Raw genomic sequence first — 25,963 nt, 5'->3', positions numbered from 1 at the left:
GTCACTCCTCATGCGCAAACAGGATCGTGCCCCGACCCTGGAGCACCAGCAGGCCATCCATCGCGCTCAGGCTAAATCCGTAGATCAGGCCGCGCCGATCCGCCAGTTCAATCCGTGCCTGGACCTGCAATCGACCAAAGGCGGGATCATCGAGCCGGGGCACGCCGATATGGCTGAGCGTCAGGCCCGATAGATAGCCGGCCGGCTGCGCCTTGCCGCCATCCCGCAGCGCGCCATGAATGGCGGCAGCCTGCAAGCCATATTCGGCCCCGCAGAGCGTGGCCAATTGCCCGGCGCGGCGCAGGGGATTGTCGGGCGACAGGTGGGAGGCGGTGGTGCAGGTGATGGCCTCCATCGACCAGTCCGACACTTCCTCCAGCAGGCACATCGCCCCGGCATGGGGAAGCAAGCCGCGCAGAGCGTCACCGGTGATCACGGTTCGACCGCCACGGTGACCCGACCGTCGAGCATCGGCAGGGCGAAGCGATCCGGCTGGCCCGTCGCGAGGGCTTCGAGCAGACGCAGCGACAGGGCGGCGGGGTTGGCGCGTGCCATCGCCGCCAAACCCGGGCCGCGCGGTGCTGCATTCTCAAACCCAGCGGGTTCGGCCGCATAGCCGAGCGTGACGGTGCCGAGGCAGTGCTCCGGCCGCTCCGGCAGCAGTACGAACCCCACCGCGAAACTCTCCGCATTGGGGACGGGCAGAGCCAGAGGCCAGGGGAGCGGCACGTCATACAGGCAGAGCAGCACCGGCACTTGCTCGGCCGCGACTTCGCAGACGGATTTGAGCAGCGCGACGCCGAAGGTCGCGTCATAGCCGCCGAGGCAGGTGATGGGCTGGCCGGAGTCGGCGGCGATAGACCAATAGCCGGCGACCGCGTTGTGGACAGAGTTGTGGAACTGCGTGGGCGATAGCGGCCGACCGGGTTCTGCCAGTGCCTCCAGCAAATTCAGCACGACCGGCGCATCCCCATTGGCGCTACCGAAAACACCGCGCGCCGCGTTCAGCGGCAGGCCGGCGTTGGTCATCGCCTCCTCCGCCACCGCCAAGGCGAGGCGCGTGACGAGGCCGGCACGCCGCCGCTCATTCGGTGCCAGCAGAGTCGTCATCGGTATCTCGGTCGAGGTTTCGGATCGCGCGATGTCACCGCGCAGAACGGCGGCGCCCTGCGCCCAGCCGGCGAGGCCGGGGCCACGCAGCCCGACGCTTGCGATAAAGGCGCGACTCAAGCGCGGGGGCCGAAGACGAGGCTGCAGTTCGCGCCGCCGAAGCCGAAGGAATTGCTCATGACATGACGCAGCGGTCGGTCCTGGTTCTCCGTCACGATGCCGGCGCGAAACGTCGGGTCGATTTCCGTCACGCCGAGGCAGCCGGGGATAAAGCCTTCCCTCAGGCAGTTTGTGGAGATGACGGCTTCCAGGATGCCGCAGGAGCCCATGGTATGGCCGGACCAGCCCTTGGTGGAACTGCAGGGCGTGCCCGAGCCGAAGACGGTGGTCATCGCCTGATCCTCGGCGGCGTCATTCGCGCGGGTGCCGGTGCCGTGGAGATTGACGTAGTCGATGGCCTCGGGCGTCAGCCCGGCAGCCGCCAGAGCCTGCCGCATGGCGACAACGGCGCCGGCGCCGTCCGGCCGGGGGGCGGAGATATGGTAGCCGTCGCTGGTCGCGCCGATGCCAAGCAGCGCGACCTTGGACCGGTCGCTGGCGCGTTCCAGCAGCATGAAGCCCGCGGCCTCGCCCACCGAAATGCCGTCCCGAGTCGCGTCGCAGGGGCGCGACGGTCCCGGTGCCACCAGATCGAGGGCGGTAAAGCCCCGCAACGTCATGCGGCACAGGCTGTCGGCGCCCCCGACCACGGCGGCGTCACAGATGCCGGCGGTGATGAGATGCGCGGCGTCAAGGAAGGCGCGGGCGCTGGAGGCGCAGGCGACCGAGACCGTCAGTGCCGGTCCCGACAGGCCGAGCACCGCGCGCACATAGCGGGCGAGGGCAAACAGGTCATGGGTATGGGTGTAGTCGAAGGATTGCGGCAGCGCGCCATCGGCCGTGACCCGGTCCCGAAAGGCATCCTCGCAAGACAGGATGCCCGAAGTGCTGGTGCCGACGACCACGGCGATGCGGGCGGCGCCGAGCCGCGCGCGGGCTTCGGCCACAGCCTCCATGAATCCATCCGTGCGGAGGCTGAGATCGGCAAGGCGGTGATTGCGGCAATCGAAGGCGGCGAGGTCGGGCGGCATCGCATGATCGTCCAGGCCCGGCACCTGGCCGACATAGCCATGGGTGACTTCCGCGAAGTCGCAGGGAATGAGGCCGCTGCGGCGCGCGCGCAGGCTCTCCATCGTGGCGGTGGTGCCACGGCCGATCGCGCTGACGACGGTGCTGTGCGTGATATCGAGTGGCAGCATGAATCCCAACTGTATCAGAGGGCGACTGGCGGTGTAATGGCCGGGGGCCTTGGTCCAACAAAGAAGAAGGCAAAGATCAGACTTGTTATGACGCCGATGGCCACCGTCTCCCCGATCATCCTTAACAGCGGGGTCTGGCAGGTGCAGAGCAGGCCGAAAGTGAGCAGCGCCATGCCGTTACAGGTGATGAGAGTCCGGAGCGTGCGGGACCGTTCCTCGGCATCCAACTGCGTGCGGCCGAAGAACAGCGCATAGTCGAGCCCGACACCCGCGACGAATTGCAGGGCGACGATGTGGATCAGCGACAGCCGCACCCCGGTGAGGGTCAGGATCGCCACAGTGACCAGAAGTGAAGCCGCGATGGCCCCGATGACACGTGCGACGCGCCGGGGATCGCGCAGGCCGATCAGCAGGGCGACAAGACCGAGCAGGGCGCCGGCGCCGATCCAGGGTAGCGCTTGCTGGGTATAGCCCATGACGAGGCCGTTCATCTCGGCCCCGACATCGACGAAGATAACGTCCGACTGCCCAGCGAAGGCCGCCGCCAGGCGCGCGGTGGATGTGACGCCTTGGGGCGCGATGATGCCTAGCCAGGCGCCCCCGCGTGGCAGCAGCACAGCATCGAGCTTGGCGGACAAAGCGGGGTTCGTGAGATCCGCGCGCGTAATCGGCACCTGGGTGCGGGCGGTGGCGACGTCGGCCGCGAAGGCCGCGAAGGCTGCCGGCGTAAAGGGCAGGCCCTTCGCCGCCTCCGCGATGCGCGCGGTGAGTGTGGTGGCATCGGGCAGCGCCTGCTGGCGGGCGCGCTGCGTGGCGGCGCTGGGCAGGGATTTCGCCGCGTCATCCGCGCCGGAAATGACATGCGCCGCGGTCAGCCGGTCGAGGATCGGGGCGAGCGCTTCCTCGCGCTGGAGCACAGCCTCGGCCGTCGCGCCCTGCACGACGAGAAGCTGGCCGACATCGGGCGCGCCGAGATCATGGCGCAGGCTATCGTCCAGCGCATGAGCCTCGGTGGAGATGGGGCTGAGGGCGCCGAGATCGTGCTCCCATGTCGGACCACCGACCAGGATGAGGGCGATGGCAGCGGCGGCCACGGGCAGCAGCGCCCACAGCCGGCCGTGACGGAGACGCTCGATCCGCATCAGCGTGGCGGGGTCACCGGCGGAGACGGGGGCGAGATCAGCCGCGACGATCAGGCGCGGCAGGATGAAGCGGGTGGCCAGCGCCGCCGTGATGACGCCGGTGATCGAAAACAGGCCAAGCTGCGCGAGGCCGGGAAAGCGAGCGAGGGCCATGCCGCTGAGGCCGAGGGCGGCGGTGATGACCGCGAGCGTGAAGGCGCGGCCGATGCGCGCCCAGGTGCGGGCCGGGGCTTCGCCGCGTTTGCGATGGCCGATGAGCAGCACGGGGTAATCAACCGTCACGCCCAGCATCGTCATGCCGAAGCCGATGGTGATGCCATGCACGTAACCGAAGGCGAGTTGCACGGCGAGCGCTGCCGCCGCTGTGCTCAAAGCCAGTGGCACGGCAATCGCGGCGATAACGAAGGGGTTGCGGAAGCGCCAGATCAGCAGCCCGGCGACCAGCAGGGCGGAGAGGATCGACAGCCGTTCGACATCCCGCCGGATGGCATGGGCGGCGTCACGCGCGAAGACGGCCGGGCCGGACACGAGCAAACGCATGCCCGGCGTCTTGGCTTGTGCGAAGGCGGCGTTCACGGCGCCGATCGCCGCGTCCTGCGCTGTCTGCGAAGACCCATCGCCGTTCATCCGTGCCAGCAGCAGGGCGCGATCCGTCTGAGGCGCGAACCAGACGCCGTCATTCAGGCGTGGATGCTGGTCGCCCCCCATGGTCGCGAGCAGGGCGGGGAAGGCGCCGGTGGGATCTGGCAGGCCGAACTGCTCGACCAAGGGCGAGGCGGAGGACTGCAAGCCATCGAGCAGGTGGAGAAAGTCCTGATGCAGCGCCGGGGTTTCAAAGGCGGCAGTGGTTGTGTTCGGGGCGAGGAGATAGCGATCCGCGAAGAGGGCGGCCTGATCGGCGTCGGAGATCACGTCCCGCCCGTTTTCGACGAACGCGAAATGACCGCTGGCGCGCATCGCCGCCGTCATCCGGTCGCTCGTCGCCGCGAGGGACGCCGTAGGCGCGTCATCGAGCCCGATCAGGATCAGGCTGGTGGCGACGCCGGACTGCACTTCCCGCAGCATCATGCGGCTCGCGGCGGTCTGGCCCTTGGGCAGCAACGTCGCCATGTCGCTGCGGATGCGGATCTGGCTGAACACGCCGGCCGCCAGCAGCACCGCGCCGATCAGCGCGAGCAGCAGCGGCCAAAGTCGCGGGCGGTGAGACGGCGCCACTTACTCTATCGTCTTGATCGTCAGCAGGTCTTCGTCGCCATTCGCTTCCGTGGTGCGAATGCGCTGGACATCGATGCCGCGCCCGGTCACGTCGATCACCTTGATCTGCCTGGCCATGCGCGGATCGATGGGTATGAGGGTGAGGTGCCAGGCGGCGCGGTCACCGTCTTCGGTGATCGTGTAGTAGTGCTGCAAGGTCGCGAGGTCGCCGGCGATGGTGCCGCGAATGGTATCGACCATCGCCTGCACGACCGGATGGCTGGGGAGGTCGATCTGGCGTGCGACGCCATCTGACCCCGCCTGAATGGTTAGTACATCGCCATTCACCACCAGCCGCTCGGGCTTCGGGCTCGTGGTATTCTTTTCGAGATAGGCGGGGCGGCGATAGAGCAACTCGCCCTGGCTTACGATCGGTGTCGTCAGGCTCGCGAGATGCTTTTCCTCGGTGAAGTCGGCCCGCCGGCCTGACATGGCGGCGAGGTCGGCCATGATGCCGGTCAGGATCGGCGGCGCGGTGTCGGCACTGGCCACCACAGGGGCCGCCGTCAGCATCACGGCGATCAGAGCACAAAGCCGGGTCATGTGAACGACGCTCATCGGTGGGTGCCGTTCCAAAATGGAAAGAAGTTGAACCAATTGAAGGGCGCGACCTGGCACTGCGCGGCGAGGCTCGCGCTGTAGCGCGATACCTGGGCGACGAGATCGGCCTGCCGCGTCGCGCGGTTTAAGATGACACGCTCGGCGAAGCGTTCGAACCGGATGCTGTAGCGGCGCGGGCCGAGGCGAAGGCCGTAGAACAACACGACGGGGGCTTCCAGAACGGCGGCGAGAATGAACGGCCCGGTTGGGAAGTCCGCCGGCTCCCCCAGGAAATCGACCGCGACAGTGCGACCTGAGCGGTTTTGCGGATCGCGATCGGCCAGGAAGGCGACGATTTCGCCGCGCGCCAAGCTCGCTTTGACCTGAAGCATGGCATCTGGACTGCCGATGGTGATGACATCCTCTGCCAAGCTGGGATCAAGGGCCTGCATTAGGCCGGTCATCGGGCTGCCCGGCCGCTGATACATCACCGGGCTGACCCGCACCGGGGCCGTGCGTCCGAAGGCGCGGAGGGCCTCGAAACTGCCGAGATGGGAGCCGAGTAGAATGCAGCCCTCGCCACGGTCGATCACCTCGGTCAGCGCATCCAGCCCTTCGGTGGTGATGGTGAAGCGCCCGGTGCGGCCGGAGAGGAGAAAGACACGGTCGAGGGTGATGGAGGCGAAGTTGAAGAAATGGCGCAGGATCTCCGCTTCGCGCACCGGGCGACCCAACACGCGGCGGAGGTAATCGCGTGAGGCCGCACGCGGCTGAGCGGCGGTCGCGTAGTAATAGAGGGTTCCGGGATAGAGCATCAGCCGGCCCAGGCCCCAGCCAAAGGTCAGGGTGAGCCAGCAGGCGCCCCGCAATAACAAGGCGCTGCCGCGTTCACGGTCCGTCGTCCAGGTATTCATCAAGGCGGATCCAGCCGCAGTGTCCCGCTCATGACCGTTTCGCCGTCACATTGGGCGGTGAAGCTGAGCGCGCCGGCAGAAGGCGTGGCGACAGAGACGGTGATGGTCTGGCCGCCAAAGACCACGGCGGTGAACTTCACGCGCAGGGCCACGGGTGTTGCGGCATGGTGCTGTCCGATCAGGGCGAGCGCCTCGTCAAGTAACACGACCCCCGGCACGATCGGTCGGCCCGGGAAATGCCCCGGCAAGCTGGGATGGTCGGGACTGATGAGGAGGTCCCCGATGATCATGGTGCGATGCGCGCCTGGGTCTCGGCCAGCAGGGCGAGCAGCGCCTGGCGCGGCAGCTTGCCCATCGCGGTGCGCGGCAGGGCCGCCACATGGATCAGGCGGCGCGGCAGAAAGACGGGATCGATCGAGCGGCGAAGCGCGGCTAGGATTGCGGCCGCCGAGAGGTTCGGCGCGACCACGAAGGCGGTCAGCCGGGCGGCGTCGTTACGGTCCATATCCTCGGGCGCGAGGAAAACGCCGTCCTCCACGCCGGGGATGGCGGTGAGGATGGCGCCGAGACCCACGAGGGAGGCCCGCCGGCCGCCAAGCTTCAGTAGATCGCTGTTGCGGCCGAGCAGCCGGAATTGCCGCCCGCCTTCTTGTAGTTCGATGACATCGTTGAGCCGGCGAGGCTCCGCGCCCGGCGCGGTGACAATCGGCGCTTCCTCGGTGCCCCCGAGGACGACACCGGGATAGAGCGTCCAGATCGGCCCGGCCGTGGTGCGGCGGCGGGCGATGGAACCGACTTCGGAGGCGCCGAAGATTTCTTCCACCACACTGCCCCAGGCCGTTTCGGCGGCGGCGGCGGTGTCCGTGTCGAGCGGCGCGGTGGCCGAAATGATCCGCTCCGGCGGCCGCTGCGGCGGATCGAGGCGCAGCATGGCGCGTAACTGAAGCGGCGTGGTGACCAGGATGCGCGTGCCGGGCGCCTCATCCAGCGCGGCGCGGATATCGGCGGGATAGAAGACCGGGCCGCACCAGGCTGAGACCGGGGCATGCAGCGGCAATAACACGGTGGTTTCGAGGCCATACATGTGATGCGGCGGCACGGTGCCGATGATGGCGGCCGGCGCGGCTTCGGTGAGGCCGAAGGCGGCCCCTGCCGCGCGGCTGCGCGCGACGAGTTCGCCCCAGGTCTTGACCGTGCCGGTCGGCTCGCCCGTGCTGCCCGAGGTGAAGACGATGAGGGCGGTCTGTGCGGCCGCGATTTCCATGAGCGGTAAGGCGACGGCGCGCACCGACGACGGCCCGATGGCGACGTGCGGCAAGGGGCTTATGAACGAAAGATCGTCCGAGACCGAGGTGAGGCCGGGATACTGGGCGGCAAAGGCGGTGAGGCGGGTCGTGGACACGTCGCCGCTCATCAGGCTGACGGCGCCACGGCTCAGGGCGGCGAGAAACGCGACCACGAACCAATAGCGATCCTGGCAGCAATTCGCGACGGTGCCGCCTGCGGGCAGGGCGGCCGCGACGCGCGCGACATCTGCCAAAAAGGCCGGCGCCGCAACGGTCCACCCGGGGCCCTGAAAGAGGATGCTGCCGGCAGGGCGATCGATCATCGCAAGCCGCACGAGGCCAGCCACGTCGCGACTAGCGCGTGCGACGCTCGGTGACATGCTGCGTCAGGCTGCGCAGGCTCGCGAAGATTTCGCCGTTGCGCGCATCATCCGATTTAAGTTCGATGCCATAATCAGTGGATATGGCGAGCGACAGTTCCAGCGCGTCGATCGAATCGAGGCCAAGCCCGTCCCGGAACAAGGGCTCGGTCGGAACGATACTGTCCGGGGTGATTTCAAGTTGCAGAGTCGTCACGATCAGGATCGCGACTTGCTGTTCCTCAGCCGTCTGGCCTTGCGGCGTCTGAGGGCCGTCCTCGGCCGAAAGGGTGGTCAACGAGGACAAGGTCACTCAGTGCTCTCTTTTGTTCAAAGGCTTCGCACGCCTACAACAGAGGTCATGCGTGTCGCAACGGTTTCATCCCTATCAACGGTTTCGGGCCGGATCATGGCATGCCGGTAACGAACAAACGCCGAAGATCCTGGTGGCGCCGGATCGCCTTTGGCGCCTTGGCCCTCTGCATCGGCGGTTGCGCTGTCCTGTTGTTGGTGGGAGCCGTGACCTCCACCCTCGGGCGACTGCCGCGAGACGCCCGCTGGGGCATGGTGACCGTTTCGGCCCTGTCCCATGCCACGATCTATTCCAGCCTGACGCTCCTATTCGGGCGTTCACTTCTGCGTGGGCGCACGCCTTTGGTCACCATCTTGGCGGGGCAGGTCCACGCGCTCACGCCGCGCATCCGGGCCTATACACGGCATGTCACCCTCGTCTGGGCGATGTTTGGCGTCATGCAGGTTCTGGGTTCAGCGCTGCTGTTGACGCTGGCGCCGCTTCGGGTGTGGTCCATCTTCGTCAATGGCTTGGACCTGCCGCTGGTGCTGCTGCTGTTCGCGGCGGAATACGTGTATCGGCGCCTGCGCTACCCGCCGGATGAGATCGGCTCGCTGGCGGAGACGATCCGGGTAACCCGCAGCCGGTTCCCGCGATGATCGCTTTGGCGGGGACCCTCGTCGTTCACCTGCTGGTCGTGGTCGTCTGGGTTCTGGGGTTGGCGCCTTGGGCTTGGCTGCTGGCGATCCTGATCCTGAACCACGCCGTGCTGCTGCTCGGCATGCGGCCCGGCAGCCGCATACTGGGGCCGGATATGCGACGGCTGCCGCCGGCGGCAGCCGCCCTTGGCCAGGTGGCGTTGACCTTCGACGATGGGCCGGACCCGGTGGTGACGCCGCAGGTGCTCGATCTGCTCGATACCGCCGGCGCCTGCGCCAGCTTCTTTTGCATCGGCACGGCGGCGCGGGCGCATCCGGATCTGGTCCGGGAGATCGTGCGGCGCGGCCATAGCGTTGAAAACCATACCGAGCGCCATGCCCTGACCTTCGCGGCATACGGCATCGGCGCGACGCGGCGGGAGATCCTTGCGGCGCAACGGACGCTGGCACCCCTGGCCGGACGGACGCCCGCTTTCTTCCGGGCGCCCTTCGGGCTGCGCAGCCCCTTTCTGGCTCCGGCCATACGGGGCTTGCACCTCACCTATCTGAGCTGGACGCGCCGTGCGCTGGATGGCGCGCGCGGTGACGCTACGGCGGGCCTCGCGCGGCTGACGCGCGGCCTTGCGGCCGGGGATATCCTGCTGATGCATGATGGCCGCTGCGCACGCGACCGCGGCGGCCGTGCGGTGGTGCTGGCGATCTTGCCAGCATTGCTTGACGTGCTCGCGGCGCGCGGGTTGCGGAGCGTGTCGCTCGCTATGGCCGCCGAAGTCGTTTCAGAACCCACGCCACCATCAGGCGCAGATGCATCCAACTGAGCCAGACATTGTCCCGCCCATAGCGAAAATGCGAGACGCCACCGTCTGACTTGGAGACGTATCGCACTGGCGCCGGTAGGTTTACCGCCGATACGCCGGCCCAGATCAGGCGCACCGCTGCCTCGGGGTCGAAATCGAAACGGCGCATCCAGCGGGTGCGCTCCATCACCGCGCGTAATGGCGCGATGGGATAGACGCGAAAGCCGAAGAGCGAATCATCCACCGCGCCACTTGTTTCAAAGGCGACCCAGGCATTGGAGATGCGGCGGCCCCCGACGCGGAGCGCCGGCGCTTCCGGCCCGAACACCGGCACACCCAGGATCATGGCGGCCGGGTTGGCGGCTGAGGCTGCCATAAACCGGGGGATGTCGGGCGCGGGATGTTGGCCGTCGGCGTCGAAGGTCAGGGCATGGGTGAAGCCGGCCTCGGCGGCGGCCTGAAGTCCGGCCAGTACGGCGGCGCCCTTGCCCTGATTATGAGGGAGCACCAGAAGCCGCAGGCCATCATCCGCCGCCGCTGCCGCGCGCAGACGCTCCGTCGTGCCGTCCGTGCTGCCATCGACTACGACCCAGACGGGGGCCCAGGCGGCTCGTGCCTCCGCGACGGTCCGCATCACGCGCGGGCCGGTGTTGTAGCTCGGGATCAGAACGAGATGCGTGGCGGACGCCGGGACCATGGGATCAGGTGGCGAAATCGGGCGTCTCCCGCAGCAGCAGGCGCTTGACGCTGTCCAGATGCAGCCTCGCACTTTCGGGGTCGCCTTGGCGCATCTGCTCATAGGCGCGTTGCGCGATATCTGGCGCCACCGGAATGAGCGGACGACCGGTGCTGAGCGCCTTCACCTGCACTTCGGCGGCACGCTCCAGATAATAGAGATCGTCGAAAGCTTCGGCGATGGTCGGCCCCACGACCATGACGCCGTGATTGCGCATAAAGACGATGTCGGCATCGCCCATGGCGGCGGCGATGCGGTCGCCCTCGGCCTCATCCAGCGCAAGGCCATTATAGGCCTCGTCCACTGCCGTGCGGCCGTAGAATTTCAGCGCCGTTTGACCGGCCCAGACCAGCGGCGGGCCCGCCACCATGGTGAGCGCCGTGGCATTGGGCATATGGGTGTGGAAGGCGGCGCGCGCGCGGGGCAGTCGCTTGTGCAGCCGCGCATGGATGTAGAAGGCCGTGGCCTCGGGCTTGCCCGCGCCGTCGATGACATTGCCCTCGAAATCGCAGACCAGCAGGCTGGAGGCGGTGATTTCCCGGAACATCAAGCCATGCGGATTGACCAGGAAAAGGTCGTCCCGCCCTGGAACCAGCGCCGAGAAGTGGTTGCAGATGCCTTCTTCCAACCCAAGCCGCGCCGCCATGCGGAAGCAGGCGGCGAGGTCGATGCGGGCCTGCTGCAGCGCAGCCCGATCGACATTGCCGAGCGTGGCGCAGGGTGCGTTCAGTGTGGGGTGTAGGTCGTAGCCCATGAAGTCCTTCTCCTGGGTTTAAGACGGATACGGGCGCCGGAGACATGGCCAACTTCCGTCCAGCTTCCACGGCCGCTGAGAAATGGGGTCGATCAACCAGCCGAAGAGAAGCAAGCCTTTGGGCGGGCACAGGCGGCACGATGCCGCCTGGTATCGTCTGGTGGGGCTAGGCCTCGCCGCGCAGGCTGCGAAAGCGGTGCATCAGCGCCGTGGTCGAAGCGTCATGCGTACCGATCGGGGCGCCCGGCTCCAACTGCGGGATGATCGATTGGGCGAGCTTCTTCCCCAGTTCCACGCCCCACTGATCGAAGCTGTTGATGCCCCAAATGGCACCTTGCACTGCGACCTTGTGCTCGTACAGGACAATGAGGCGGCCGAGGCTATAGGCGTCGAGCTTCTTTTGCAGGATCGTCGTGCTTGCCCGCTCCCCGGTGAAGACCCGATGGGGTGCCACCAGCGCGATGGTGGCGTCGTCATCGCCCGCCTTCTTCATCTCTTCGGTCACCGCGGCCAGCGTCTTGCCGGCGAGCAGCGCCTCCGCCTGGGCGAAGACATTGGAGGCCAGGATGCGATGCGCCTCGGGCCGGTCATGGTCCGGCTCGGCGGCCAGGATGAAGTCTACCGGAACCAGGGCCGGGCCTTGATGAACCAATTGCATGAAGCTGTGCTGCGCGTCCGTGCCGGGCTCGCCGAAGACCACCGGGCAGGTTTGGTGGGCCACGCGGTCCCCCGCCAGACGGGTGGACTTGCCGTTGCTCTCCATCTCCAACTGCTGGAGATAGGCCGGGAAGCGGGCGAGACGCGCGTCATAGGCGAGGATGCAGAGTGTCCGGGCGCCGAGGATGTCGGTGTTCCAGATACCCGTCAGCGCCATCAGCGCCGGCAGGTTCTTCTCCAGTGGCGTGTCGCGGAAATGGCCGTCCATGGCGCGGCCACCGGCGAGGAAATGCTCGAACTCATCCCAACCGGCCGCGAGGGCGACCGACAGGCCGATCGCCGACCAGACCGAGTAACGTCCGCCGACCCAGTCGCGAAAGCCGAAGACACGGTCTTCGGGGATGCCGAATTTCCCGGTCTCTTTCAGGTTGGTCGAAAGGGCGGCGAATTGATGATGCACCGCATCCTCACCCAGCGCCGCCGCCATCCAATCGCGGGCGGCATGACCGTTTGTCATGGTCTCCAGCGTCGTGAAGGTCTTGCTCGCGACCAGCACCAGCGTCCGCGCCGGGTCGAGCTGGCGGGCGAATTGCGCGAAGGCATGGCCATCGACATTGGAAAGGAAATGCGGCTCGATCTTCGCGCCATGCACGAAGGTGAGTGCCTGGCTGACCATGCGCGGGCCGAGATCGGAGCCGCCGATGCCGATATTGAGCACATCCGTGAAGGGCTTGCCGTCCGCCGCGACGATGGAGCCGTCATGCACGGCGCGGACGAATTTTTCCATGCGCGCGCGCTCATGCGCCGCGACTGCGGAGGCATCCTCGAAGCCACCTTCGGGCAGCACGGCGCGGTAGCCGGCGTCGGGCTTGCTGCGCAGAGCCATATGCATGGCCGAGCGATGCTCGGTCATATTGACGGGCTCACCTGCGAACAGGCGCTTGATGAAATCCTCGACCTCGGCGGCGCGGGCGAGATCGAGCAGGCCGGCCAGCGCCTCGGGGCTGATGGAGGTCTTGGAGAAGTCCAGAAACATGTCCTGGAAGCTGGCCGAGAAGGTCTCGGCGCGCGTGGGGTCGGCCTTGAACAGCGGCGTGATCAGTCGGCCATCGGGTGCATCGGCGAGGGCCGCCAGCTTATCCCAGGCGGGTTTCGTCGCGGATGCGGGAAGGGCGGTCTCGGGCATGGTTAGCCTCCTGGTAAAAACGAAAGATCAGCCGGCCATCAGCGCGCGGATATGGGCGGCGGCAGACGCCGCCAGGGCATCGAGATCATAGCCGCCTTCGAGCAAGGAGACGATGCGGCCGCCACAATGGCGGTCGGCGGCGGCCATGATCTGCTGCGTGACCCAGGCGAAGTCATGCTCATCGAGCCGCAAGTTGCCGAGCGGGTCATCCTTATGTGCGTCGAAGCCGGCCGAGACGATGATGCAATCGGGCGCGAAGGCATCCAGGGCGGGTAGAATTCGATCGGCCCAGGCCGCCCGAAAGGTGGCGGGCGGCGTTCCGGCGGACAGGGGCACGTTCACGATCTGCCCGAAGGCGCCGGTTTCAGAGGCGGCGCCGGTGCCGGGATAGAACGGATATTGATGGCTGGAGCCGAAAAAGAAATCGGCATCGTCCCAGGCCACGGCCTGGGTGCCATTGCCGTGATGGACGTCGAAATCCACCACGGCCACGCGCTGGCATTTCCAGGTGGCGCGGGCGTGATGGGCAGCGATGGCGGCGTTTGAAAACAGGCAGAACCCCATGGCGCGATCGGGCTCGGCATGATGGCCGGGTGGCCGGGTGGCGACGAAGGCGGCGCGAACGCGGCCTGACTGCACGGCATCGACGGCGGCCACCGCCCCGCCGGCGGCCCGCAATGCCGCCTCGGCGCTGCCCGGACTCATGACGGTGTCGGCGTCCAGGCGCACAAGATCGCCCGGCGCGGGATGGGTGTTGAGGATGCGATCAATATAGGCCTCGGGGTGCACCCGGCCGAGCTGGTCGCGCGTCGCTTCGGGCGCGTCCTCCCGCAGGAGCCCTGAGAACACCGGCATGGCGAAGGCTTCCATCACCGCGCGGATGCGCCCGACCCGCTCGGGGTGGCCCGGCCCGGTATCATGCTGAAGACCCGCCTGGTGACTGAGGAGCAGCACGGTCATGGGTCAGATCGTCCGCAGCATGCCGCCATCGGCGAAGAAGGCCGAGCCGACGCAATAGCTGGCGCGCTCGGAGCAGAGGAACACGAAGATATTGGCAATCTCCTCGGCGGAGGCGAAGCGCTTGATCGGTGCGAATTCATCGGCCACGGCCTGCAAATGCCCCTCCCAATCGCCACCGGTACCGGCCGTCAATTCCTTGGCGGTCTTGATCCAGTCGGGTGTCAGCACCAGGCCGGGGTTGACGGTGTTGACACGGATATTGTCGCCAACGACCTCATTGGCGAGGTTCTTCGAGAACATGACCAGGGCCGCTTTGGTGACATTGTAGATCGGCTCATAGCCGAGCGGTTGGCTAGCGCAGATGGAGGCGTTGTGCAGGATGACGCCGCCGCCGCGCCGCTTCATGCCCGGCACCAGGCCACGGGCGAGGCGCACCGCCGCCATTACATGCAGGTTCCAGTAGAAGTCCCATTTCGAATCCGGGGCCTCCATGATGGTCTCGTTGCTGCCCGTGCCGGCATTGTTGATCAGGATATCCACGCCGCCGAATGTGGTCTCCGCCAGCCGGGTGATCGTCTCGGCGGAGGCGGGCTCGCCGACATCGCAGGCGGCCGTGACGACACGGACACCGTGAGCGGCCTCGATGCGCGCGGCTTCCTGATCCAGTCTTTCAGCGCCACGCGCCACCAACAGGAGATTGACGCCCTCAGCTGCCAGGCCTTCGGCGATGGCGAGCCCGATGCCCACGCTGCCGCCGGTGATGACCGCTGCCTTGCCCCGCAATCTGAGTTCCATCGGTCTTCCCCTTCGAGGCGCTTGTTTTGAAGCGTTTAGCTCTCGGCGCGGCGCCGGATCGTGAAGCTGTAGATGCCCGCTTCCTCGCTCCAGGAGACCAGGGCATGGCCCGTTTCCCGGCAATAGCTTTTGAAGTCGGCGACCGAGGCCGCATCCGTCGCGAGCACGCGCAGTCGCTCGCCCGGCGTCATGCTGCGAAGCGCTCGGTTCGCCCGTAGCACAGGCAGGGGGCAGGCCAGGTTCTTGAGGTCGAGCACGGTTTCCGCCATGGCCGGCATCCTGGCCCCGGCCTCGTTCGGCAGCAAGACACGCGTCAGCGGCGATACGTCACGAGGGGAGGGCTTGAGCATCGGGGCGGCTGCCGCCAATGTCCGGCCCCATGAACGAGACAAACAAGACCTCCCCCTATCGCGCCGGCATCGACCTCGGTGGCACCAAGATCGAAATCGCCGTCCTCGGCCCCGATGGCGGCCTGCCCATCCGCCGGCGCGTGCCCACGCCGGATCACTACGACACGGTCGTTCTAGCGATCCGTGATCTCGTGCAAGGGGCCGAAGCCGAACTGGGCGCGGCGCTGTCCGTGGGCGTTTGCATTCCGGGGGTGATCAGCCCGAGTTCCAAGACGATCGAGAATTGCAACGCGCTCTATCTCAACGGGCATGCGTTGGACCGGGACCTGTCGGACGCTATGGCGCGTGAGGTTCGCGTCGCCAATGACGCCAATTGCTTCGCGTTGAGCGAAGCGGCAGATGGCGCGGGCGCCGGCAAAAGCGTCGTGTTCGGCGTCATCCTGGGGTCAGGCGTCGGCGGCGGGTTGGTGGTGGATGGCAAGGTCGTGGCGGGCCGCCACGCCATCACCGGCGAATGGGGCCATATTTCCTTGCCATGGCTGCGACCGGAAGAGACGCCGGGCCTTCATTGCTGGTGCGGTTTCTGGAACTGCCTGGAAATGTGGCTCTCAGGGCCTGGCCTGGCCGCCGACTGCGACGGGCCGGGCGCGCGCGATGCCGGCGATCTGCCCGCGCGGGCCGCGGCGGGGGATGCGAAGGCCCAGGCGGCGCTCGACCGGCATGTCGATCGGCTGGCCCGGGGCCTGGGCATGGTGATTGCCATCCTCGACCCCGATATCTTGGTGCTGGGCGGTGGGTTGTCGAATATGGCGCATCTCTATGAGCAGGTGCCGCCGTTGCTGCCCCACTATGTGCGCAGCGAATCCATCACCACGCCGCTGGTCAAGAACGTCCATGGCGACAGTTCGGGCGTGCGCGGTGCGGCGTGGCTTTGGCCGGCCTGATCGCGTATCTGGCCCCCTCCAACGCCATTTCGCAGAAAGGGACCCGGACATGACCGGAGCCGAGATTGAACGCGTGCAGACCTATCTTCGCCGCCTACTGGGCAATGACCGAGTCAAGGTCGTGCCGCCGATGAAGGCCGGCTTCCCGATCGAAGTGACGATCGGGGACGAGACGGTCGGAACGCTCGACAAGGATACCGATGACGGCGAGGTCTCCTACGCCGTGACGATCGCCATCCTGGACGAAGACCTGCCGCCCCTGCCCAAGGCGGCCGCCAAGGCCGCACCGATTCGCAAGGTCGGCCGCGCCTGACGCATCGCGTCAATTCCAGCTTCAGCCTGCCCACATCTCGCGTGTCATCGAATCGTCATTAGGGCTTGGAGACGGGTGGCCGTAACGGTCGGTGCCCGATCTCTGGAGATCCTGATGCGCGCTTGGCTTGCCTTGGCTGGTATCATCGGGCCTGCCGGCCTTCAACCGGCCCATGCGGATACCGCCACGCGCGATACCCTCGCGCATGTACGTGCCGAGGGCGTCTTGCAGTGCGGCAGCACGGTGCGGCCAGGTCTCGCTTTCCCCGACGCTCACGGTGTCTGGCATGGCCTCAACGTCGATCTTTGCCGCGCGGTCGCGACCGCCGTGCTCGGGCCCCATGCGCGGATCGGCTTCCACCCCTATTTGCTGCCCGCGAGCTACGGGCCCGTGCGTCACGGCACAGACGAGCTGTTCTTTCTCACGACGTCCGAGATGATCGCCAATGATCTGGCAGGCGCCGTGCAGCCGGGGCCTGCCGTCTTCTATGAGACGGATGCGGTGCTGGTGCCGAAGGCCGCCACGGCGCGGCATGTCGCGGATCTCGCTGGCACGACCCTCTGCGCCGAGCCCGGAACCGGCGCCGAGCGCAGCATCGCGCCCTGGTTCGCGGCGCGGCACCTCGACGCGCGATACTTTCCGTTCCAGGAATCGGATGAGGAGCTGGACGCGTTTTATGCACAGCGCTGCGGCGCGATGGTCAATGAAGTGACCAGCCTCGCGGCCCTTCGGTTGCAAACCCAGCGCGACGGCCATGACAGCCGCATCTTGCCCGATGCGCTCGCATCTTATCCCATTCTGGCCGCCACGCCTCTGGCGGATGGACGTTGGTCGGCGCTGGTGACTTGGACCATCCAGAGTGTGATGCGACCCCAGGCGGGGGACGCCGCCGGCGTAGCGCTCGGCCTGAAGGCTGGCTGGGCAGACGAGATGCATAAGGCCGTTGGCCCCTACGACGCCATCTTTGCGCGGAACCTCGGCGAGGGATCTGTGCTCGACCTGCCGGCGGGTCTGAACACGATATGGACGTCGGGCGGTGTGTTTTCCCCGGCCTATGCCGAATAGCAGTCACGGGCGAATCTTTAAGCGGAGGACTTCATGATCGCGATCCTCAAACGATGCTCGGCGCTGGTCACGGTAGCTGGCCTGCTGCAATCGCCCCTTGCCATGGCGCAGGATGTGTCCGGCCCGCTTATCGTCGCGCAGCCGGATGCGCCGCCGGCGATCAAGGCCATGATCCGCGATCCTGCGGGGGAGCCCGCCCTGTCTGAGAGTGAGATGACCGCGCTGCTGCGCGCGCATGTCAAATACGTCTTCGTCCTCTTTCAGGAGAACCGGTCCTTCGATAGCTATTTCGGGAGCTTCCGTGGCGCCAACGGCTTGTTCTCCGATGGCCAGACGCCGCGGTCCGCCGCCGATACGCTTGGCTTCACGCAGGGCTTCCTCAACACCGATGGCAGCGTCGCGCAGGTGAAGCCCTTCCTCATCGGGCCAGCCGCGCATGCCGCCGACACGGACGATGTCGATCACGGTCATGTCCGCATGGCGGAGAAGATGGACCTGACCGGCACCACGGCGAAGATGGATAAGTTCGCGGCCATTGAGGAAGCCAAATACACGCCGGCCGGCGCCAATCATCCGTCGCTTCAGGCCAAGCAGATGGGCGAGCTGACCATGGCCTATGAGGATTGCGACACGATCCCCTTCCTGTGGAACTACGCCAGCCGCTTCACGCTGTTTGACAATATCTTCCAGACGACCATCGGGCCCTCGACGCCCAATGCCATCGCCATGATCTCGGGCCAGGTGGGTGAAACCCAATGGGTGAAACATCCGGATGAGGCGAGCGCCAATGGCTCCACCACTGTGCCTGTCATGAACGATCCGATTCCCTTCTGGGGTTCGAAATCCGACACGACGACCGGGCCGCAGCGGCAGCCCGCCAATCTCGCGCATGAGAAGTCCGGCAAAAAGGGCGCGAATACCGCCCCCAACCTGACCTTCGCCAGCCTGCCGCTGACGCTTGCGGGCGAGACACTGCCCACCCTCACGACGGAGGACACGGCGCCGAAGACCGATCTGGCCGATGTGCAGAAGGACGTGCCCTTCATCGGCGCCGATAAGCGCAATGCGCTTCCTTGGAGCTGGTATCAGGAAGGTTATGATCACGAGCCGAACGAGCCCGCGACAGACCCGGCCGGCGGTTCGCATTCCAGCTATATCGGGCACCATAACGGGCCACAGTATTTCGGCTATGTCAGCAACAATCCCGGCATGACCTCGCACGAACACGGCTTGGGTGATTTCTTCGCCGATATGGCGGCGAAACGCCTGCCTGCGTCCGGCGTGTTCTACGTGCGGGGTGGATATGTCAACATCGCCGGCCTGAAGCCGGCCTTCGATGATGGCAGTGCAGAAGCGAAGGCCGTACAGGCCCTGTTCATGGGTGATGACGATCATCCCGGCTATTCGGATGCCGAGCTGAGCGAAGCCCTGGTGGCGCGGGAGGTGAATGCCATCGCGCGCAGCCCGTACTGGCCGCAAAGCGCCATCATCATCACCTATGACGAGTCCGAAGGTGATTACGATCATGTGCCGCCGCGCATCCTGGCGTTCGACCCCGCCGGCCTGCCGCTCAGCCGGGGGCCGCGCATTCCGCTGATCATGATCTCGCCCTTCTCGCGCGTGCATGACGTGTCGCATGAGGAAGGTGACCACAACTCGGTCATCAAGCTGCTCGATGCCGTGTTCGATCTTCCGCCGCTCGCCGATCTGCCGGATGAACTGGAAGCGCGGCTGGACGGCGAGGGGGCGCGCTTCAATGGTCCGAACGGATTCAAACAGACCAATCTTGGCCCGCATGATGCGCGCACGCCCGGCACCGGAAACCTTTTCTCCGCTTTCGATCCGGCGCGGCTTTCAGGCAAGGCGCCGCCGCTGCCGGCCAGCTATGCCGAGATCCCAGATCAGGTCGTGGAAGCGGTACCCGCCTATGGCGGCCATGGTTGTGCGGCGATCGGCCTCACGACCGAGGATCGTGTGCAGCACATCACCAATCCGATCCCGGATGACTTCAATCCACGGCCGTTGACCTCTCCGAGCAAGTAGTCGCAGCGCCAAGCGGATGGTGGTCAACCCTCTGTGCGTTAGGCCTTCAGCAATTCCAAGGCGTGCCGGTCGCAAAGACGGATGCGCCTTGGGCTGAAGATCGCGATCGTCTTATTCTTTTCCAGCATGGACAGCGTGCGCGAGACCGTCTCGATCGTCAGCCCGAGATAGTCTGCGATATCCTGTCGGGTCATTTCCAATTCGATCACTGCAGCGTCGCGGGCACGTGCCGCACAGTCCAGCAGGAAGGCGGCAACTTTCTCGACCGCGCTGCGGCGACCGAGTAGCAGCGCATGCTCCTGCGCGCGCAGCATGCCACGCATCGCATAGGCAAATAGGTCCCGTGAGACGTCCACGCTCTGACGACGGAAAGATGCCACCGTGCAATCCGTCACCGCTTCTGCGGTGAGGCTGTATTCGGTGCCGGCTTCGAAACCAAAGAGATCGCCCGCGACGTGGAACGCATCGATCTGGCGGCGCCCGTCGCTGAGGAATCGGCAGGTTCGCACGACACCGGACATGACTTTGTAGAAAAATTCCGCGTCGTCGCCTTCCCCGTAAATCCCGCGATCCTGGTTGAACTGGAGCGTGCAGGTCACTGGCCGGTCGGTGTCCAGCCGATCGACAGGGTGATGCGCCCGGACTGTCTGCTGTCGATAAACCATGGTGGCGGGTGCGAGGACGGCGCCGACCGGAAGGGCGAGGCTTGCGGACATGGGCGCTCCTGGGGCTCGATCAGAGGCGCTGTCATGCCCGAGCCCGCGCGGGCCGGATATTGTGTCACCCGCTAAGGGATTTTACGTAGAGGGCGGTGTTAACATATCCAGATATACCGATTCTGGAACGTTCCGTGCTCTGATCGCTTGCGGGACCGGCGACCCACCCCATCTCCAGGCCTTGAACAAAAAAAAGGCGGTGCCGAAGCACCGCCAAGTTTAGGGAGGAAACGTCCAAGAAAGCAGCAACACGATCAAGGACCGCCGTTGCTGCGATGCACAACTTATAAAGCCCGTCGTGGGTTTGCAAGATCTTTTTTGCAGTGCAGCACCGCACTACGAACACGCTTCCGTTATAGCGATATGGAGGGCCCTTGTGCTTGTTCAATCGCCAAGAAGCCCGTGCCTCTGCGCCATCGCGTGACAGGCGGCAGCCGGTGCGCTAGTTGCGGTGTCCGCCCCTCTAGCCTTCGAGATCCGCAGCCTCATGGCCAGCAGCAACGATATCCGCGCCACCTTCCTGGATTATTTCGCGCGCAACGGCCATGCCGTCGTCGATAGCTCGCCCCTTGTGCCGCGCAACGACCCGACGCTGCTGTTCACCAATAGCGGCATGGTGCAGTTCAAGAATGTCTTCACCGGGCAGGAGCGGCGGCCCTATAGCCGGGCGACCACGGCGCAGAAATGCGTCCGCGCGGGCGGCAAGCACAATGACCTCGACAATGTCGGCTACACGGCGCGCCACCACACCTTCTTTGAAATGCTGGGGAACTTCTCCTTCGGCGATTATTTCAAGGAAGAGGCGATCGCCCATGCCTGGACGCTGATCACCAAGGATTTCGCCCTTCCGCCCGAACGTCTTCTCGTCACGGTCTATAGTGAGGATGAGGATGCGGCGGCGCTGTGGCGCAAGATCGCCGGGCTGCCCGATAGCCGCATCATTCGCATCCCGACCACCGACAATTTCTGGCGCATGGGCGATACCGGCCCCTGCGGGCCATGCAGCGAGATTTTCTTTGACCATGGGCCCTCGATCCCCGGCGGCCCGCCGGGCAGCCCGGATGAGGACGGCGACCGGTTTATCGAAATCTGGAACCTCGTCTTCATGCAGTATGAGGAAGGGCCGCCCGGCACCCGTGCGCCGCTGCCGCGCCCTTCCATCGATACCGGCATGGGGCTTGAGCGCTTCGCCGCCATCCTTCAGGGCAAGCACGACAATTATGACACCGACACGCTTCGCGCCCTGATTTTGGCCAGCGCCGAGGTGACGGGCCGTGACCCCGACGGGGCGGATAAGACCAGCCATCGCGTCGTGGCCGACCATCTGCGGTCGTCCTGCTTCCTCATGGCCGATGGTGTTCTGCCCTCCAACGAGGGGCGCGGCTATGTGCTGCGCCGGATCATGCGGCGCGCCATGCGCCACGCCCACCAGATGGGCGCGGTCGAACCTTTGATGCCGCGCCTGGTACCCGCACTTATTCGCCAGATGGGCCAGGCCTATCCAGAACTCGGCCGCGCCCAGGCGCTGATGACCGAAACGCTGGGGTTGGAGGAGACACGGTTCCGGTCGCTACTGGAGCGTGGGCTGCACCTTCTCGCCGACGAAACCGACAAGCTCGGTGAGAACGAGACGCTGTCCGGCGCTGTCGCGTTCCGGCTGTATGACACCTTCGGCTTTCCCCTAGACCTGACGCAGGACGCGCTGCGCGAACAGGGCCGCACGGTCGATGTCAGCGGCTTCGAGGCCGCGATGACAGAGCAGCGGACGCGGGCGCGCGCCGCCTGGGCCGGCACCGGCGATGCCGCGACCGGCCGCGTGTGGTTCGACCTCAAGGAGGCGCTCGGCGCGACGGAATTCCTCGGCTACGCCACGGAAAGCGCCGAGGGCGAGGTCGGCGCCATCGTCGCCGACGGCGCGCCGGTGGACCGCGCTGCGGCCGGCATGGAGGTCGCCATCATCCTCAACCAGACGCCCTTTTATGCCGAAAGTGGCGGCCAGGTGGGCGATCAGGGCGTGATCACCGGGCCGGATGGCTTGCGCATCGTCATCACCGATACCCAGAAGAAGCTCGGCGACCTGTTCATCCATCTGGGGACGGTCGAAGCTGGAGAGGTCCGGCTCGGGCAACCGGTGCGCGCCGTGGTCGATCACACCCGACGCGGCGCCATTCGCGCCCATCATTCCGCGACGCATCTGCTGCATGAGGCGCTGCGCCGCCATCTCGGCACCCATGTCGCACAGAAGGGCAGCCTGAACGCGCCGGATCGGCTTCGTTTCGATATCAGCCATCCCAAGCCGGTGACGGCGGAGGAACTCGCGGTCGTCGAAGCCGAGGTGAATGCCCGTATTCGCGAAAACAGCGCCGTGACCACGCGTTTGATGACGCCGGACGCTGCCGTTGCCGAAGGCGCGATGGCCCTGTTTGGCGAGAAATACGGCGATGAGGTGCGCGTCGTTGCCATGGGCGATGGCGATGATGCGAGACGGGCCTATTCGATCGAACTGTGCGGCGGCACGCATGTCGCACGTACCGGCGATATCGGTCTCATCCGGCTGATTGGCGAAAGCGGCGTCTCGGCGGGCGTTCGGCGGCTGGAGGCGGTGGCCGGTGCGGCGGCCTTCGACAGTCTGCGCGAGACAGAGAAGACGCTGGAAGCGGCGGCGGCCGTGCTGAAGGTGCCGGCGAGCGAATTGCCGGCGCGTATCAGCGCCCTGCTCGAAGACCGCAAGCGGCTAGAGCGTCAGCTCAGTGAGGCGCAGAAGAAGCTCGCGACCGGCGGTGGCGCGGCGGCGATCGAGGACATCGGCGGCGTGAAACTCTCGGCGCGCAATCTGGGCGATGTGCCGCCGCGCGACCTCAAGTCCCTCGCGGATGCCATCGGCAAGCAGATGGAAGGTGGCGGCGTGGTCGCCCTGGTCTCCACCGCCGAGGGCAAGGTGAGCATCGTCGTCGGTGTCTCCCCCGATCTTACGGCGCGGTTCAGCGCCGTCGATCTAGCGCGGGCGGCGAGTGCCGCGGCCGGCGGCAAGGGCGGCGGCGGCCGGCCTGATCTCGCCCAGTCCGGCGGCCCGGATGCGAGCCAGGCCGATGCCGCGCTCGACGCCGTGCGGACGGCGTTAGCCGCTTAAAGCAGCGCCGCTTATATCAGCGCCGCCTCGGTCAAGGCGGCCATGACCTCGTCGACCGGGAGGTCCGCGAGGTTATCTTCGCGCAGGATCATGAGGTGGCGCCCGTCCGGCCCGCGCGGCGCTGTGCGGCTGGGGTCGCTCGCCAGCGAAAACAGCGTCAGGCAGTGGCAGCCCATGGCGGCGGCCAGATGCATCGGGCCGGTATCGTTGCCCACCGCGAAACGCGCGCGGGTGGCGAGTGCCGCGAGGCCAGGCAGATCGGTCCGGCCGGTGAGGTCGATCGCCTCGGGGCAGCGCTCGATGATGGTCGCGGCCAGGGGCCCTTCGGCGCCGGTTCCGAGAATGACGGGCGTGACGCCCTCTGCTATCAGGGCGCGGGCAAGATTCCCATAGGAGACCGTCGGCCAGCGCTTCGGCAGACGATGGGCGGCGGTTCCCGGCACCAGCAGCGCATAGGGGCGCGGCACATCGGGCGGGTTGCCCGCCCGCAGCAGCCAGGCGGTGTCGGCGAGCGGAACCACGCCGATCCCGGCCATGGCGAGTTGATCGCGCTGCCGCTCCCAGGTGTGCATATCGTCGCGCACGGGATTGGCATGGGGGTGGGACGCCCCTTTGGCGATCCCCGACCAAGGCGGCTTACCGGCGATCAGAAAATAGCGGGACGAGCGTCCCGACGTTTGAAGGTCATAGACGAAATCGAATCCACGCAATGTCTTGCGCAGTCGCAGAAGCGCGCGAACGTCCCACCAGGGGGCGCGACGATCGATCACCACATCGTCGAACCAAGGACTCAGGCGGCCGAGACGCGCGAAGGGTGCCGTGGTGAGCAGGGTAATATGGGCGTCGGGATGGTCCGCGCGGATGGCGGCGAAGGGGCCGAAGGACAGCACGAAATCCCCCAAAGCGCCGAGGCGGATCACCATGATCTTTTTTCGGATCTTGTGTGGGCTCTGGGCCGTGGCTGGGGTCATCGCGGCTTGTGCTCTGTCATGATGGTCTCGCCCGGACCCGCCTAACCGAAACCGCCGGCGAAGGAAATGTCGTGGAAGGCGCGTTGTGGTTGTTGTAGGGCCAATGAATGAAGCGTTATGCGCTGGTCTCGTCCCTAAACCGACTGTCAGAAGGGAACCCGTCCATGAAACCGTCCATCGACAAGATGATTCCGGCCGTTGTGAGTTTTCAGGACCCGCTGCCGGAGCCGGTCGGCTTTCGTCCGTCGCCGGAGCGCATCCTCGCGGGTGACCCGGCCCAGACGGTGTCGACCGTGTTCACCAGTGCGGATGGGCATTTCACCTGCGGCAGTTGGACTGCCGCGCGGGGCACCTGGCGCGTGGTCTTTACCGAGAGCGAGTTCTGCCATCTGTTGGAGGGCGTCATTCGCGTGATGGGCGATGACGGCTCCGACCGGACATTCCGGGCCGGTGATGCCTTTGTCACCCCGGCCGGCTTCACCGGCACCTGGGAAATCCTGGAACCGGCGCGGAAGGTCTTCGCCTGCTACGAGTGACGCGAGGTTTCGTATGAAATGGCGGATAGTGCAGCGCTATCAGCCAAGACTTCCTCGTATACCGCCATCGTCGCCTGCTGCATCGCCTGCACCGTATAGTCCCTGAGGACCGAGGCGCGGGCGCGGGCGCCCATCGCGGCGCGCGTATCCTCCGGCATCGCCAGCACACGCGTAATGGCATCGGCCAAAGCCAGAGCGTCACCCGGCGGCACGAGCAGGCCGGTGTCGCCGTCCTCCACCGTCTCGGCGGCGCCACCATGGCCTGCAGCGATCACCACCTGTGCCATCGCCTGAGCTTCGATCACCGCGCGGCCGAAAGCCTCTGGCTCGGTCGAGGCGCTGACCACCACATCCGCAAGCATCAGCGCCGCCGCCATATCGGCGCAATGCCCGACCATGCGCAGCTGAGACGTCACGCCCAGTGACGCCGCCTGGTCCAGCAAGCTGCGCACATAGGCCTGCCGCCCCTGATCCGAACCCACCAGGACGACGCAGAGATCGGGCCGTTTGAGCAAGCCGAGCGCCGCGATAAGCACGGACTGGCCCTTCCAGCGGGAGACGCGGGCCGGCAGCAGAATGATCCGGGCGTCATCGGGCAGGCCCCAGGCCTGCGCCAGCCGGGCGACGCGCGGGCCGCCGACGGCTGCCGGATCGAAAGCCGCCGGGTCGATACCGCGTGGAATGAGGCGCAGCCGATCCTCAGGCACATGATGCTGAGTCCTCAGCAGATCGGCGATGAAGCCGCTGGCCGCGATCACCCGCGCCCCGCGCGCCATGATGCTGTTGTAGCGCCGCTTGCCTGGAGTCTTTTCCGAATAGGCGCCGTGATAGGTGGTCACGAAGGGCACGCCGGTACGACGGCAGGCGATCCAGGCCGACCAGGCCGGCGCGCGCGACCGCGCATGGACGAGATCGATCCCTTCGCCGCGCATGAGCTCCACGAGGCGGCTGGCGTTGCGCCAAATGCCCCACGGCGTCTTGGTGCCGAGCGGCAAGGTGATGTGCCGCCCGCCGGCCCGCGTGACGGATGGCACCAGCCGGCCACCTTCGCTCACCACCACCGCGCCCCAGCCCTGGGCGGTCAGGGCCTCGGTGATTTCGATCGTTCCGCGTTCCACCCCGCCGCCGTCGAGGGCGGGGAGAACCTGCAATACGG

26 protein-coding genes are annotated in these 25,963 nt (G+C 66.4%); 8 read left to right on the top strand and 18 right to left on the bottom strand.

Annotated features, from left to right (window positions below; genetic code table 11):
* Position 1: 1 nt before the first annotated feature.
* From QP803_RS17370 to QP803_RS17330, 9 genes are read right to left on the bottom strand one after another with little or no spacing between them, the layout of a single operon-like run.
* Positions 2–436, bottom strand: coding sequence for a hotdog family protein (locus QP803_RS17370; RefSeq protein WP_284944734.1), 435 nt, complete (start codon positions 434–436; stop codon positions 2–4).
* The gene (locus QP803_RS17365) at positions 433–1,230 is read right to left on the bottom strand and encodes a beta-ketoacyl synthase chain length factor (protein ID WP_284944733.1); all 798 of its coding nucleotides are present in this window, start codon (positions 1,228–1,230) and stop codon (positions 433–435) included. The genes QP803_RS17370 and QP803_RS17365 overlap by 4 nt, the downstream gene beginning before the upstream one ends.
* Complete coding sequence (locus tag QP803_RS17360) at positions 1,227–2,408, bottom strand: beta-ketoacyl-[acyl-carrier-protein] synthase family protein (RefSeq protein ID WP_284944732.1); 1,182 nt, start codon at positions 2,406–2,408, stop codon at positions 1,227–1,229. Before QP803_RS17360 ends, QP803_RS17365 begins: the two co-directional genes overlap by 4 nt.
* A 14-nt stretch (positions 2,409–2,422) precedes the next feature.
* Complete coding sequence (locus tag QP803_RS17355; protein WP_284944731.1) at positions 2,423–4,765, bottom strand: MMPL family transporter; 2,343 nt, start codon at positions 4,763–4,765, stop codon at positions 2,423–2,425.
* Entirely contained in the window at positions 4,766–5,362 is a 597-nt protein-coding gene (locus QP803_RS17350) for a LolA family protein (protein ID WP_284944730.1), read from the bottom strand.
* The gene (locus QP803_RS17345; RefSeq protein WP_284944729.1) at positions 5,359–6,258 is read right to left on the bottom strand and encodes a lysophospholipid acyltransferase family protein; all 900 of its coding nucleotides are present in this window, start codon (positions 6,256–6,258) and stop codon (positions 5,359–5,361) included. The genes QP803_RS17350 and QP803_RS17345 overlap by 4 nt, the downstream gene beginning before the upstream one ends.
* Positions 6,258–6,548, bottom strand: coding sequence for an ApeI family dehydratase (locus QP803_RS17340; protein WP_284944728.1), 291 nt, complete (start codon positions 6,546–6,548; stop codon positions 6,258–6,260). The genes QP803_RS17345 and QP803_RS17340 overlap by 1 nt, the downstream gene beginning before the upstream one ends.
* Positions 6,545–7,867, bottom strand: a complete 1,323-nt coding sequence (locus QP803_RS17335; protein WP_284944726.1) for an AMP-binding protein — start codon at positions 7,865–7,867, stop codon at positions 6,545–6,547. The genes QP803_RS17340 and QP803_RS17335 overlap by 4 nt, the downstream gene beginning before the upstream one ends.
* A 31-nt stretch (positions 7,868–7,898) precedes the next feature.
* Positions 7,899–8,216 carry a phosphopantetheine-binding protein gene (locus QP803_RS17330; protein ID WP_350356038.1) on the bottom strand — a complete coding sequence of 106 codons (318 nt, stop codon included), beginning with the start codon at positions 8,214–8,216 and terminating at the stop codon, positions 7,899–7,901.
* 101 nt (positions 8,217–8,317) lie between these two features.
* Between QP803_RS17330 and QP803_RS17325 the strand changes: the two genes are divergently transcribed.
* Positions 8,318–8,854: a COG4648 family protein gene (locus tag QP803_RS17325; RefSeq protein ID WP_284944725.1), complete on the top strand. Its 537-nt coding sequence runs from the start codon at positions 8,318–8,320 to the stop codon at positions 8,852–8,854.
* Positions 8,851–9,672: a polysaccharide deacetylase family protein gene (locus tag QP803_RS17320; RefSeq protein ID WP_284944724.1), complete on the top strand. Its 822-nt coding sequence runs from the start codon at positions 8,851–8,853 to the stop codon at positions 9,670–9,672. Before QP803_RS17325 ends, QP803_RS17320 begins: the two co-directional genes overlap by 4 nt.
* On the opposite strand, the gene QP803_RS17315 is transcribed toward QP803_RS17320, so the two are convergent.
* From QP803_RS17315 to QP803_RS17290, 6 genes are all read right to left on the bottom strand, one after another.
* Positions 9,611–10,348: a glycosyltransferase family 2 protein gene (locus QP803_RS17315; RefSeq protein WP_284944723.1), complete on the bottom strand. Its 738-nt coding sequence runs from the start codon at positions 10,346–10,348 to the stop codon at positions 9,611–9,613. The genes QP803_RS17320 and QP803_RS17315 overlap by 62 nt on opposite strands.
* Before the next feature lie 4 nt (positions 10,349–10,352).
* Positions 10,353–11,141 carry an aldolase gene (locus tag QP803_RS17310; protein WP_284944722.1) on the bottom strand — a complete coding sequence of 263 codons (789 nt, stop codon included), beginning with the start codon at positions 11,139–11,141 and terminating at the stop codon, positions 10,353–10,355.
* 166 nt (positions 11,142–11,307) lie between these two features.
* Positions 11,308–12,984, bottom strand: coding sequence for a glucose-6-phosphate isomerase (gene pgi / locus QP803_RS17305; RefSeq protein ID WP_284944721.1), 1,677 nt, complete (start codon positions 12,982–12,984; stop codon positions 11,308–11,310).
* Positions 12,985–13,011: 27 nt separating this feature from the next.
* Positions 13,012–13,944 carry a histone deacetylase family protein gene (locus QP803_RS17300; RefSeq protein ID WP_284944720.1) on the bottom strand — a complete coding sequence of 311 codons (933 nt, stop codon included), beginning with the start codon at positions 13,942–13,944 and terminating at the stop codon, positions 13,012–13,014.
* A 3-nt stretch (positions 13,945–13,947) separates the two neighbouring features.
* Complete coding sequence (locus QP803_RS17295; protein ID WP_284944719.1) at positions 13,948–14,739, bottom strand: SDR family NAD(P)-dependent oxidoreductase; 792 nt, start codon at positions 14,737–14,739, stop codon at positions 13,948–13,950.
* A 35-nt stretch (positions 14,740–14,774) separates the two neighbouring features.
* Positions 14,775–15,008, bottom strand: a complete 234-nt coding sequence (locus QP803_RS17290) for a sulfurtransferase TusA family protein (RefSeq protein WP_284947944.1) — start codon at positions 15,006–15,008, stop codon at positions 14,775–14,777.
* Positions 15,009–15,118: 110 nt separating this feature from the next.
* Here QP803_RS17290 and QP803_RS17285 point away from each other — a divergent pair, with 110 nt between their 5' ends.
* The 4 genes from QP803_RS17285 to QP803_RS17270 all read left to right on the top strand — a co-directional run bounded on the left by QP803_RS17285 (position 15,119) and on the right by QP803_RS17270 (position 19,454).
* Positions 15,119–16,033 (top strand): ROK family protein, encoded by a 915-nt coding sequence (locus tag QP803_RS17285; protein WP_284944716.1) that lies wholly within the window; start codon positions 15,119–15,121, stop codon positions 16,031–16,033.
* Positions 16,034–16,082: 49 nt separating this feature from the next.
* Entirely contained in the window at positions 16,083–16,346 is a 264-nt protein-coding gene (locus tag QP803_RS17280) for a DUF3126 family protein (protein ID WP_284944715.1), read from the top strand.
* Between the two features lie 114 nt (positions 16,347–16,460).
* A complete protein-coding gene (locus QP803_RS17275; protein ID WP_284944714.1) occupies positions 16,461–17,411 on the top strand; it encodes a type 2 periplasmic-binding domain-containing protein in 951 nt (316 codons plus the stop codon).
* Positions 17,412–17,444: 33 nt separating this feature from the next.
* Positions 17,445–19,454 (top strand): phospholipase C, encoded by a 2,010-nt coding sequence (locus QP803_RS17270; RefSeq protein WP_284944713.1) that lies wholly within the window; start codon positions 17,445–17,447, stop codon positions 19,452–19,454.
* 38 nt (positions 19,455–19,492) lie between these two features.
* Here QP803_RS17270 and QP803_RS17265 read toward each other — a convergent pair whose 3' ends face one another.
* Positions 19,493–20,170 (bottom strand): helix-turn-helix domain-containing protein, encoded by a 678-nt coding sequence (locus QP803_RS17265; RefSeq protein ID WP_284944712.1) that lies wholly within the window; start codon positions 20,168–20,170, stop codon positions 19,493–19,495.
* Between the two features lie 487 nt (positions 20,171–20,657).
* Here QP803_RS17265 and alaS point away from each other — a divergent pair, with 487 nt between their 5' ends.
* Complete coding sequence (alaS, locus tag QP803_RS17260) at positions 20,658–23,300, top strand: alanine--tRNA ligase (protein ID WP_284947943.1); 2,643 nt, start codon at positions 20,658–20,660, stop codon at positions 23,298–23,300.
* An 11-nt stretch (positions 23,301–23,311) separates the two neighbouring features.
* On the opposite strand, the gene QP803_RS17255 is transcribed toward alaS, so the two are convergent.
* Entirely contained in the window at positions 23,312–24,271 is a 960-nt protein-coding gene (locus tag QP803_RS17255) for a glycosyltransferase family 9 protein (protein WP_284944711.1), read from the bottom strand.
* Positions 24,272–24,435: 164 nt separating this feature from the next.
* Between QP803_RS17255 and QP803_RS17250 the strand changes: the two genes are divergently transcribed.
* The gene (locus QP803_RS17250) at positions 24,436–24,807 is read left to right on the top strand and encodes a cupin domain-containing protein (RefSeq protein WP_284944710.1); all 372 of its coding nucleotides are present in this window, start codon (positions 24,436–24,438) and stop codon (positions 24,805–24,807) included.
* Here the strand turns inward: QP803_RS17250 and QP803_RS17245 are convergent.
* Positions 24,798–25,958, bottom strand: a complete 1,161-nt coding sequence (locus QP803_RS17245; protein ID WP_350356037.1) for a glycosyltransferase family 4 protein — start codon at positions 25,956–25,958, stop codon at positions 24,798–24,800. The genes QP803_RS17250 and QP803_RS17245 overlap by 10 nt on opposite strands.
* Positions 25,959–25,963 lie beyond the last annotated feature (5 nt).

Origin of the sequence: Acidisoma sp. PAMC 29798 (genome assembly GCF_030252425.1) — a bacterium.
GTDB lineage: Bacteria > Pseudomonadota > Alphaproteobacteria > Acetobacterales > Acetobacteraceae > Acidisoma > Acidisoma cladoniae.
This window is presented reverse-complemented; position numbering and strand designations above follow the sequence as displayed.

Coding starts and splice junctions, on each gene's coding strand:
- QP803_RS17360 (WP_284944732.1), bottom strand. CDS start 2,408: ATGCTGCCACTCGATATCACGCACAGCACCGTCGTCAGCGCGATCGGC.
- QP803_RS17350 (WP_284944730.1), bottom strand. CDS start 5,362: ATGAGCGTCGTTCACATGACCCGGCTTTGTGCTCTGATCGCCGTGATG.
- QP803_RS17345 (WP_284944729.1), bottom strand. CDS start 6,258: ATGAATACCTGGACGACGGACCGTGAACGCGGCAGCGCCTTGTTATTG.
- QP803_RS17340 (WP_284944728.1), bottom strand. CDS start 6,548: ATGATCATCGGGGACCTCCTCATCAGTCCCGACCATCCCAGCTTGCCG.
- QP803_RS17335 (WP_284944726.1), bottom strand. CDS start 7,867: ATGATCGATCGCCCTGCCGGCAGCATCCTCTTTCAGGGCCCCGGGTGG.
- QP803_RS17325 (WP_284944725.1), top strand. CDS start 8,318: ATGCCGGTAACGAACAAACGCCGAAGATCCTGGTGGCGCCGGATCGCC.
- QP803_RS17320 (WP_284944724.1), top strand. CDS start 8,851: ATGATCGCTTTGGCGGGGACCCTCGTCGTTCACCTGCTGGTCGTGGTC.
- QP803_RS17315 (WP_284944723.1), bottom strand. CDS start 10,348: ATGGTCCCGGCGTCCGCCACGCATCTCGTTCTGATCCCGAGCTACAAC.
- QP803_RS17310 (WP_284944722.1), bottom strand. CDS start 11,141: ATGGGCTACGACCTACACCCCACACTGAACGCACCCTGCGCCACGCTC.
- pgi (WP_284944721.1), bottom strand. CDS start 12,984: ATGCCCGAGACCGCCCTTCCCGCATCCGCGACGAAACCCGCCTGGGAT.
- QP803_RS17300 (WP_284944720.1), bottom strand. CDS start 13,944: ATGACCGTGCTGCTCCTCAGTCACCAGGCGGGTCTTCAGCATGATACC.
- QP803_RS17295 (WP_284944719.1), bottom strand. CDS start 14,739: ATGGAACTCAGATTGCGGGGCAAGGCAGCGGTCATCACCGGCGGCAGC.
- QP803_RS17290 (WP_284947944.1), bottom strand. CDS start 15,008: ATGGCGGAAACCGTGCTCGACCTCAAGAACCTGGCCTGCCCCCTGCCT.
- QP803_RS17285 (WP_284944716.1), top strand. CDS start 15,119: ATGAACGAGACAAACAAGACCTCCCCCTATCGCGCCGGCATCGACCTC.
- QP803_RS17280 (WP_284944715.1), top strand. CDS start 16,083: ATGACCGGAGCCGAGATTGAACGCGTGCAGACCTATCTTCGCCGCCTA.
- QP803_RS17275 (WP_284944714.1), top strand. CDS start 16,461: ATGCGCGCTTGGCTTGCCTTGGCTGGTATCATCGGGCCTGCCGGCCTT.
- QP803_RS17270 (WP_284944713.1), top strand. CDS start 17,445: ATGATCGCGATCCTCAAACGATGCTCGGCGCTGGTCACGGTAGCTGGC.
- QP803_RS17265 (WP_284944712.1), bottom strand. CDS start 20,170: ATGTCCGCAAGCCTCGCCCTTCCGGTCGGCGCCGTCCTCGCACCCGCC.
- alaS (WP_284947943.1), top strand. CDS start 20,658: ATGGCCAGCAGCAACGATATCCGCGCCACCTTCCTGGATTATTTCGCG.
- QP803_RS17255 (WP_284944711.1), bottom strand. CDS start 24,271: ATGACCCCAGCCACGGCCCAGAGCCCACACAAGATCCGAAAAAAGATC.
- QP803_RS17250 (WP_284944710.1), top strand. CDS start 24,436: ATGAAACCGTCCATCGACAAGATGATTCCGGCCGTTGTGAGTTTTCAG.